Raw genomic sequence first — 9,087 nt, 5'->3', positions numbered from 1 at the left:
GCGGGCGCGGCTGTGTGCGCGCCGGGGTCGGCGGCCGGGCCGGGGTCAGCCGCCGAGCAGCCCCGTCACCTGCCCGACGACCGGCATGCCGCCGATCGACTGCGCCTGCGCGATCGGCCCGGTGAGCGCCTTCGAGGACAGGGGCTCGAAGTCCGCGAGCCGGGTGCCGACGCCGTTGTCGAGGGGGTCCACACCGGTGCCGGCGAGCGGGTTGGGCTTGAGGCCGGACAGCGGCCCGGTGACGTACCGCACCGAGCCGAGGAGCCCGTTCAGACCCGCCTGCGGGTCGACCGGGCCGACCGATCCGGGGTGCGTGCGCGGCGCGCCGAGCACCGGTCCGGAGTCCGCGGCGGCCGCCCCCGCGCCCGCGCCGAGAGCCACCCCCGCGGTCGCGAGCGCGACCAGGACGCGCCGGCCGGTCGGGGTCTGGGGGGAGTCGTGTCGGGCCATCGCTGCTGCCACCTTATCGCTGCGTACGGTAATCATGACGTTACGTAGGGTAGTTGAGATGTGATGCGTGCTTCAAAGCCGACCCGCGGGGTCGGCAGCGGCGTCACCATGCCGCAAACTGGTGTTCCGTGAGCATCCATCACCCGTCATCCACCCGTGTCGTGCTGCTGTGCGGTCCTTCGGGCTCGGGCAAGTCCCTTGTCGCGGCCCGCTCCGGACTGCCGGTGCTGCGCCTCGACGACTTCTACAAAGAAGCCAACGACCCGACGCTGCCGTTGGTGGCGGGCAGTTCCGACATCGACTGGGACCACCCCGAGTCGTGGGACGCGGAGGTCGCGGTCGAGGCCATCGCCCGGCTGTGCGCCACCGGGTCGACGGGCGTGCCGGTGTACGACATCTCGCTGAGCGCCCGCACCGGCGAGGAGACGCTGCACATCGGCCGGACCCCGCTGTTCATCGCGGAGGGCATCTTCGCGGCCGAGATCGTCGAGCGCTGCCGGGAACTGGGTCTCCTGGCGGACGCCCTGTGCCTGACCCGCGGTCCGCTCACCACGTTCCGCCGCCGCTTCCTGCGCGACCTCAAGGAGGGCCGCAAGTCGGTGCCGTTCCTGCTGCGCCGCGGCTGGCGGCTGATGCGCTCGGAGCGGTCCATCGTCGCCCGTCAGACCTCCCTGGGCGCGTACGCCTGCGACCGGGACGAGGCGCTGACCAGGCTGGCGGCCGCGGCGGTGGGCCGGCAGACGCAGACCCCCGCGGCGGCCTGAGCCGGCCGCACGAGAACGCGGAAGCGGGACTGGACGGACCCCCCGGCCCTCCAGTCCCGCTCCCTCTCACGCTCTCCCGCGTCCCCCGTTGCGTGTGCGGCAGAGCTCCCCCGTACTTCCCCCGTATCCCCCGTTTTTCCCCGCTGTCCCCCCGTACCGTTTCCCGCACCCCCCGATGCGGGCTTCCGGTACCGCTCTCCCCCGTGACCCTCAGGCGACAAGCTCCCCGAAGGCGTTCTCCTCGTCACGGCCGAAGCTGAGGACCTCGTCCTCGCGCAGCCGGCGGAGCGACCGCCAGATGCTGGACTTCACCGTGCCGACACTGATGTCGAGGATCTCCGCGATCTCCGGGTCGGTGCGGCCCTCGTAGTAGCGCAGGACCAGCATCGTCCGCTGGAGTTCGGGCAGCCGGGCGAGCGCCTGCCACAGGACCGCGCGCAGTTCGGTGCCGCGCATCGCGTCCGTGTCGCCGGGCGTCTCCGGCAGCTCCTCGGTCGGGTACTCGTTCAGCTTGCGGCGGCGCCACGCGCTGATGTGCAGGTTGGTCATGGTGCGGCGGAGGTATCCGCCGACCGCGGCCTTGTCACTGATCCGGTCCCAGGCCCGGTAGGTCGAGAACAGCGCGCTCTGGAGCAGGTCCTCGGCCTCGAAGCGGTCACCGGTCAGGTGGTAGGCGGTGGCGTACAGGGAGGCGCGGCGCTCCTGGACGTAGGCGGTGAACTCCGCCTCCGACAGCGAACGACGCTCCCCCGTGTCCTCCCCGTACGTGGCTCCCCCGACCGCGGCGGCGGCCGCCGCGGATTCCCCCGTGCTCGCGTCAACCACCGACATGAATGTGGTGTGCTGACGCCCGGTACCGCGAGCGCACCCCCGCCCTCCCCCACGCTCGAACGCACTCGCACGGGAGGGACCCCCATCGACACCGGACTTCTCGGAACCCCGGGTCACGTCGTGCAGACGCGTGATCACTGCGCTGGTGCTGACGCTGTGCAGCGTGTTCATCTCGCGCCCCCCGTCGTGGACTTCCGGTGTTCGGCTCGGTTCGACGTACTTCCTTGCCGTTGCCGAAAAGCTTGCCGGGGCCACTTCATGGACGTGTCCGCCGACTGTCACAGACCTGTCACAGGGGTCGTCCGCAGGGGCCGCACAGGGCCGTCACAGAGAATCGCGGTACGGCTACCCAGACGTACATACCACATTGATCATTTGCGGTAGTTGCATGGGAGCGCTCCAAGTGTCGAAACGCCACCCCGACATGGGCCAGAATGAGCCCGTGCCTTCCCTGTTGCTGATCGAGGACGACGACGCCATCCGAACGGCCCTGGAGCTCTCACTGACGCGCCAGGGACACCGGGTGGCGACCGCTGCCAGCGGTGAGGACGGTCTGAAGCTGCTGCGCGAGCAGCGGCCGGACCTGATCGTGCTGGACGTGATGCTGCCCGGCATCGACGGGTTCGAGGTGTGCCGTCGCATCCGGCGCACCGACCAGCTGCCGATCATCCTGCTGACCGCGCGCAGCGACGACATCGACGTGGTGGTCGGACTGGAGTCCGGCGCCGACGACTATGTCGTCAAGCCGGTCCAGGGCCGGGTGCTCGACGCCCGGATCCGGGCCGTGCTGCGGCGCGGCGAGCGCGAGGCGAACGACGCGGCGACCTACGGCTCGCTCGTCATCGACCGGGCCGCGATGACCGTCACGAAGAACGGCGAGGACCTCCAGCTCACGCCGACCGAGCTGCGGTTGCTGCTCGAACTGAGCCGCCGGCCGGGCCAGGCGCTGTCCCGGCAGCAGCTGCTGCGGCTGGTCTGGGAACACGACTACCTCGGCGACTCGCGGCTCGTGGACGCCTGTGTGCAGCGGCTGCGCGCGAAGGTCGAGGACGTGCCGTCGTCCCCGACCCTGATCCGTACCGTCCGTGGTGTCGGATACCGCCTGGACGCGCCCCAGTAATGACCGACGCACATGGGGGTTTCCGCGGCTGGGTCGCGGCACGCAAGGGTGCCTGGTCCCGGCTGCGCTTCACCAGTCTGCGGCTGCGGCTCGTCGTGGTGTTCGGGCTGGTGGCGCTGACCGCCGCCGTGTCCGCGTCCGGGATCGCCTACTGGCTGAACCGGGAGGCGGTCCTGACCCGCACCCAGGACGCGGTGCTGCGCGACTTCCAGCAGGAGATGCAGAACCGCGCGGGGTCGCTGCCGGAGTACCCGACCCAGGACGAACTCCAGTACACGGCCCGGCAGATGGCCAACAGCAGCCAGCGCTTCAGTGTGCTGCTGGTCAGCGAGGACGCGAACGGCACGGCGGTCTACGGCAATTCGGGCGGCCTCAGCGGTCTCGCGCTGCGCGACGTGCCGCTCTCGCTGCGCACCGCCGTCAACCGGGAGCAGGACATCACGGCCGCCAACTCGTCGCCGTACCACCTGTACTGGCAGCGGATCGTCGACGACGGCACGCCGTATCTCGTCGCCGGCACACGGGTGATCGGCGGCGGTCCCTCCGGCTACATGCTGAAGTCGCTGGAGCCGGAGGCCAAGGACCTCAACTCGCTGGCCTGGTCGCTGGGTATCGCCACCGGTCTCGCGCTGATCGGCGCCGCGCTGCTCGCCCAGGCCGCCGCCACGACCGTGCTGAAGCCGGTGCACCGGCTCGGGGTCGCCGCGCGCCGGCTCGGCGAGGGCCGTCTGGACACCCGGCTGCGGGTGTCGGGCACCGACGAACTCGCGGACCTGTCCCGGACGTTCAACAGCACCGCGGAGGCGCTGGAGAAACGTGTCGCCGACATGGCCGCCCGGGACGAGGCCTCGCGCCGGTTCGTCGCCGACATGTCCCACGAGCTGCGGACGCCGCTGACCGCCATCACCACCATCACCGAGGTGCTGGAGGAGGAGCTCGACGCGGAGACCGGAAGCGTCGACCCGATGATCGAGCCGGCCGTACGGCTCGTCGTGAGCGAGACCCGGCGCCTGAACGATCTCGTCGAGAACCTGATGGAGGTCACCCGCTTCGACGCGGGCACCGCCCGGCTGGTCCTCGACGACGTCGACATCGCCGACCAGATCACCTCCTGCATCGACGCCCGCGCCTGGCTGGACGCGGTGGAACTGGACGCCGAGCGCGGCATCCACGCCCGTATCGACCCGCGCCGGCTGGACGTGATCCTGGCCAACCTCATCGGCAACGCGCTCAAGCACGGCGGCTCCCCGGTTCGGGTGTCGGTACGGGCGACCAACGGGAGCGGGAGCACGGAGGAGACCGGCGGCGCGGACGAGCCGGGCGTGGCCGGCCCGGGCGTGCCCGCGGGCGGCGACGGCGCCACGGCCGGCGGCGAGCTCGTGATCAGCGTGCGCGACCACGGCCCCGGCATCCCCGAGGACGTCCTGCCGCATGTCTTCGACCGGTTCTACAAGGCCAGTGCCTCCCGGCCGCGTTCCGAGGGCAGCGGACTGGGGCTGTCCATCGCCCTGGAGAACGCGCACATCCACGGCGGCCGGATCACCGCCGCCAACTCCCCGGAGGGCGGAGCGGTGTTCACGCTGCGGCTGCCGCGGGACACGTACGAGCCGGCGCCGGAGGCCGAGAAGGACGGCACGGGCCCGAAGGGGGACGCCTCATGACCGTACGCCCGACCGTACGGGCCGTGGGCCGGCTGCTGGCGCTGCCCGCCCTGGCCTTGGCGCTCGCCGGGTGCGGGATCCGGTCCACGGAGGTACCGACCGACTTCGGCCCCGCACCCTCCCGGGTGCGCTGCGCGCTGTCCGAGCCGGACGTCACGACACAGTCCTCGCCCGGCGTCCCGGTCCAGGTGTTCCTGCTGTGCGGTTCGTCGCTGGTGGCCGTCGACCGCTCGGTGAAGGTCCCGGAGGGCACGGCGGACTCCGAGCGCCGGGTGCTGATCGCGCAGGGGCTGGTGGACCAGCTCGCCCAGACGCCGTCGTCCGCCGAGAAGGCGGCCGGGTACACCACGGACGTGCGCGGCGGGATGTCGGTGCACGGGCCCACCCCGAAGGACCCGGACGACGCCCTGCGGCTGAGCACCCCGCCCGGGGACCTCACCTCCTACGCCCTCGCCCAGCTGGTCTGCACGTTCTCCGACTCGGCGGCGGCCGAGGGCGACGGCTCGGTGATCCTCGGCGGACCGATCCGCGACGGTGAGCCGCTGCGCCGCTACGCGTGCACGGACGAGGTCCGCGCCCGGCCGGGCCTCAAGGAGCCGCCGTCGTCCGAGGTGACCGGCGGCTAGGGCCTGTCCGGCGGGTCAAGTCGCAGGAAGGCAGCGGTGCCGTATCGGCCCAGCCCTCTTCCGGGCGGTGGACGGTGTCCCGGAACCGATCGTGCCGGGGGACGCGTCTTGGGGGGCGTGCAGCGTCAAGGCTCGGTCGGCGGCAACGCCGCGTTCCGCATACGGGTGGCAGGGGGCGTCCTCCTTGCCGCACACCTCGCGTTCGTCGCCTGGTTCACGCTGCGCCCGCTCGACGTCCCCTGGGTGATGCCCGCCAATCTGCGGCCGTTCGCCGGCATCCGCACCGACCTGTCGCTGGGCCCGCAGGTGGCGGCCCGGCGGATCGGCGAGGGACTGGCCCTGCTCGCCCCGCTCGGGGTCCTGCTGCCGCTCGCGCACGGCCGGCTCGCCGTGTCCCCGCTGGCGTCCCTGCTGCGCACGGTCGCCGCCGCGGCCCTGCTGTCGCTGGGCATCGAACTGCTCCAGACCGGCGTGCCCGGCCGGGTCGTGGACGTCGACTCGCTGATCCTGAACACCGTGGGCGTGGCCCTCGCGCACGCGGCGGTCGTACCCGCGGCACGCTCCTGGCTCCGCCGCAGGACGGAGCGCCGGCAGCCTGCGGACGTCCGCAGGCAGGACGCGGGTCAGGGTCGGACCCCGACGATTCCCAGGGTCGGGATCGCACCGTGGAGCGACGTTCGCTCCAGTTCGTCCCCGTAGCGTTGAGGGCAGTTGAGGCAGCCGTCCGGCAGCCTCGGACCGACGCTCACGAAGGAGCCGACATGACCGCCCTCGCCCGCCCCACCCACGGTCGCGTGCTCGGCGGAGTGTGCGCAGCGCTGGCACGGCGCTTCGGCACCTCCGCGACGACGATGCGGGTGATCTTCCTGGTCTCGTGTCTGCTGCCGGGGCCGCAGTTCCTGCTCTACCTCGCGCTGTGGATCCTGCTGCCGGCCGAGGACAAGGCGCGCACCGCCTGGTGACCCGGTGCGCCCGGCCGGGCACCGCGCGGGCAGGAACTCGTCCACGGACGTCGTCGGGCGCACCCGGATCCACCGGGTGCGCCCCGTTCCGTGTGTGCGCCGGTCTCAGCCGAGCGGAATGCCGTTCACCGGCAGGCCGTGGGTGGGCAGGCCCTTCAGGGGCAGTCCGCCGAGCAGACCGGCGACCGGCGCGGTCGGGCCCTGGGCGAGCACCCGCGTGACGGCCGGCTGGGCCGCGGACAGGCCCGCCTGGAGGGCCGGCTTCGCCTGGGTCAGCGCCTCACCGGCCCCCGGCAGCGTCTTGCCCACGTTCTCCGTCGGCAGCGTCCTCGTCACGGTGTCCAGGGCCTGGGAGGCGTCCGGAAGGGCCGGAGCGGCGTTCGCGGCGCCCGCGCCGACTGCGGCGAAGGCGGCACCGAGGGCGGCGACGCCGAGGGTCTTGGCAGCAGACTGCTTCATGGTGTGTGCGTCCTCGAAATGGGGTGGGCAACGATGTGAGCGGTCCACGACCGTAATCACGCTCCGCCATCGGCCGCAAACACCGAAATGCGGACGGTCGATGAAGAACCGTCCGCATTCCGATCTCCCCGGCGTCCCTGCCTCAGGCCTCCGTGGCCGCAGAATCGCTGGTGGAGGCCGTCTGCTGGAACAGCCATTCGGACTTCAGTTCCGCGTATCCGGGCTTGACGACGTCATTGATCATCGCCAGTCGTTCATCGAAAGGAATGAACGCTGATTTCATCGCATTGACGGAGAACCACTGGAGGTCGTCGAGCGTGTAGCCGAAGGCCTCGACCAGGTGCTCGAACTCCCGGCTCATGCTCGTGTGGGACATCAGCCGGTTGTCCGTGTTGACCGTCGCCCGGAAGTGCAGCCGGCGCAGCAGCCCGATCGGGTGCTCCGCGTACGAGGCCGCCGCCCCGGTCTGGAGGTTGGAACTGGGGCACAGCTCCAGCGGGATGCGCTTGTCCCGCACATAGGAGGCGAGGCGCCCGAGCCTGACGCTCCCGTCGTCCTTGACCTCGATGTCGTCGATGATGCGCACCCCGTGGCCCAGCCGGTCGGCGCCGCACCACTGGAGGGCCTGCCAGATGGAGGGCAGCCCGAAGGCCTCACCGGCGTGGATGGTGAAGTGGTTGTTCTCGCGCTTGAGGTACTCGAAGGCGTCGAGGTGCCGGGTGGGCGGGAAGCCGGCCTCCGCACCCGCGATGTCGAACCCGACCACGCCCAGGTCCCGGTAGCGGTTGGCGAGTTCGGCGATCTCCAGGGAACGGGCCGCGTGCCGCATGGCGGTGAGCAGGGCGCCGACCCGGATGCGGTGGCCCTTGGCCCGGGCGGTCCGCTCCCCTTGCCGGAAGCCCTCGTTGACGGCCTCCACGACCTGTTCGAGGGTCAGTCCGCCTTCGAGGTGCTGTTCGGGGGCGTAGCGCACCTCGGCGTAGACGACGCCGTCCTCGGCCAGGTCCTCGGCGCACTCGGCGGCGACCCTGACCAGCGCCTCACGGCTCTGCATGACGCCCACGGTGTGCGAGAAGGTCTCCAGATACCGCTCCAGGGAACCGGAGTCGGCGGCCTCCCGGAACCAGATGCCGAGCTTCTCGGGGTCGGTCTCGGGGAGTTGGGACCAGCCCGCGGCACGGGCGAGGTCGACGACGGTCCCGGGACGCAGACCGCCGTCGAGGTGGTCGTGCAGCAGAACCTTGGGCGCCCGGCGGATCTGGTCCGAGCTCGGGGTGGTGCCGATCCGGTCAGTCTGGCTCGTCATTTCCGCACCTTAACTCCTACGCGCGTAGATCAACGGCGGCTCACCCGCGCCGATACGTAACGGTGACCGCACGGACCGGTGGCGTACACCACGTCTTCTGACACTGTTCTGTCATGGCACAGCAAGCGACACCGGTCCGCACGCCCCGGCTGGGGCGTTCACTCGGTCAGGAGACGGCTTCGGTGAGCGGGGTGGTGCTGCTGCTGCCCGGCGGCGAGGAGACCTCCTCACGAAGACCCTCACCCATGCTCGCGGCCGCCTCCGTAAGAGCGTTGGGGCGCCGCCTGGCCCGCGCGGGCCGGGACGAGGGACTGGCCGCACACGTCGTCCACTACCGCTGGCGCGGCTGGAACGGGAGCGAGGCGCATCTGGCACGCGACGCCGCCTGGGCCGCGGACGAGGCCGTACGGCGCTACGGGGACGTCTCCGTCTGCCTCGTCGGCGTCGACATGGGGGGCCGGGCCGCGCTGCACGCGGGCGGTCACGAGGCCGTCAACTCCGTGCTGGCCATCGCTCCTTGGCTGCCCGAGGAGGACGCCGCGGCGACACCCGAACCGGTGAAACAGCTCGTCGGCCGCCGGGTGATGATCGTGCACGGCACGAACGACGAACGCACCGATCCCGAGCTCTCCTTCCGGCTGGCGGCGCGGGCCAAGAAGGCGAACCGGGACGTGTGCCGGTTCGAAGTGCACGCGGACGGGCACGGGTTGCACCAGTACCGGGAGGAAGTGCACGCGCTGGCGCAGGACTTCGTCATGGGGACGCTGTTCGGGCGGACGTTCTCCCGGCCGGTCGAGGACGCCCTGGCGGCCCCGCCCCCGCTGGGGCTGCGGATGCCGCTGGCCGCCGGGTTCGGCAGGTCGCTGCGCCGCTGAGGCGGCACCGCCGCACCCCGGTCGGCCCTGCGG

General features: G+C 71.8%; 11 protein-coding genes. 7 read left to right on the top strand and 4 right to left on the bottom strand.

Features of this window, described 5'->3' with window-relative positions; genetic code table 11:
* Positions 1-45 precede the first annotated feature (45 nt).
* Positions 46-450, bottom strand: a complete 405-nt coding sequence (locus ABT085_RS39500; protein WP_351619740.1) for a hypothetical protein — start codon at positions 448-450, stop codon at positions 46-48.
* 128 nt (positions 451-578) lie between these two features.
* Between ABT085_RS39500 and ABT085_RS39495 the strand changes: the two genes are divergently transcribed.
* Complete coding sequence (locus tag ABT085_RS39495) at positions 579-1,214, top strand: uridine kinase family protein (protein ID WP_351619737.1); 636 nt, start codon at positions 579-581, stop codon at positions 1,212-1,214.
* A 210-nt stretch (positions 1,215-1,424) separates the two neighbouring features.
* On the opposite strand, the gene ABT085_RS39490 is transcribed toward ABT085_RS39495, so the two are convergent.
* Positions 1,425-2,216 carry a SigE family RNA polymerase sigma factor gene (locus ABT085_RS39490; protein WP_351619734.1) on the bottom strand — a complete coding sequence of 264 codons (792 nt, stop codon included), beginning with the start codon at positions 2,214-2,216 and terminating at the stop codon, positions 1,425-1,427.
* Positions 2,217-2,487: 271 nt separating this feature from the next.
* On the opposite strand from ABT085_RS39490, the gene afsQ1 reads away from it, so the two are divergent.
* From afsQ1 to ABT085_RS39465, 5 genes are all read left to right on the top strand, one after another.
* Positions 2,488-3,165 carry a two-component system response regulator AfsQ1 gene (gene afsQ1 / locus ABT085_RS39485; protein ID WP_338017866.1) on the top strand — a complete coding sequence of 226 codons (678 nt, stop codon included), beginning with the start codon at positions 2,488-2,490 and terminating at the stop codon, positions 3,163-3,165.
* Complete coding sequence (locus ABT085_RS39480) at positions 3,165-4,826, top strand: ATP-binding protein (protein WP_351619731.1); 1,662 nt, start codon at positions 3,165-3,167, stop codon at positions 4,824-4,826. The genes afsQ1 and ABT085_RS39480 overlap by 1 nt, the downstream gene beginning before the upstream one ends.
* Positions 4,823-5,452, top strand: a complete 630-nt coding sequence (locus ABT085_RS39475; protein ID WP_351619729.1) for a hypothetical protein — start codon at positions 4,823-4,825, stop codon at positions 5,450-5,452. The genes ABT085_RS39480 and ABT085_RS39475 overlap by 4 nt, the downstream gene beginning before the upstream one ends.
* Before the next feature lie 117 nt (positions 5,453-5,569).
* Complete coding sequence (locus ABT085_RS39470) at positions 5,570-6,151, top strand: VanZ family protein (protein ID WP_351619726.1); 582 nt, start codon at positions 5,570-5,572, stop codon at positions 6,149-6,151.
* A 62-nt stretch (positions 6,152-6,213) separates the two neighbouring features.
* Positions 6,214-6,414, top strand: coding sequence for a PspC domain-containing protein (locus ABT085_RS39465; protein ID WP_152895507.1), 201 nt, complete (start codon positions 6,214-6,216; stop codon positions 6,412-6,414).
* A 105-nt stretch (positions 6,415-6,519) separates the two neighbouring features.
* Here ABT085_RS39465 and ABT085_RS39460 read toward each other — a convergent pair whose 3' ends face one another.
* Together ABT085_RS39460 and ABT085_RS39455 are read right to left on the bottom strand one after the other, a co-directional pair.
* Positions 6,520-6,873 (bottom strand): ATP-binding protein, encoded by a 354-nt coding sequence (locus ABT085_RS39460; RefSeq protein WP_351619718.1) that lies wholly within the window; start codon positions 6,871-6,873, stop codon positions 6,520-6,522.
* Positions 6,874-7,015: 142 nt separating this feature from the next.
* Positions 7,016-8,179 (bottom strand): adenosine deaminase, encoded by a 1,164-nt coding sequence (locus ABT085_RS39455; protein ID WP_351619716.1) that lies wholly within the window; start codon positions 8,177-8,179, stop codon positions 7,016-7,018.
* Between the two features lie 113 nt (positions 8,180-8,292).
* Between ABT085_RS39455 and ABT085_RS39450 the strand changes: the two genes are divergently transcribed.
* Positions 8,293-9,054: a prolyl oligopeptidase family serine peptidase gene (locus tag ABT085_RS39450; RefSeq protein ID WP_351619713.1), complete on the top strand. Its 762-nt coding sequence runs from the start codon at positions 8,293-8,295 to the stop codon at positions 9,052-9,054.
* The last annotated feature ends 33 nt before the right edge of the window (positions 9,055-9,087 follow it).

Source organism: Streptomyces sp. NPDC002265 (assembly GCF_040296125.1).
Taxonomy (GTDB): domain Bacteria; phylum Actinomycetota; class Actinomycetes; order Streptomycetales; family Streptomycetaceae; genus Streptomyces.
This window is presented reverse-complemented; position numbering and strand designations above follow the sequence as displayed.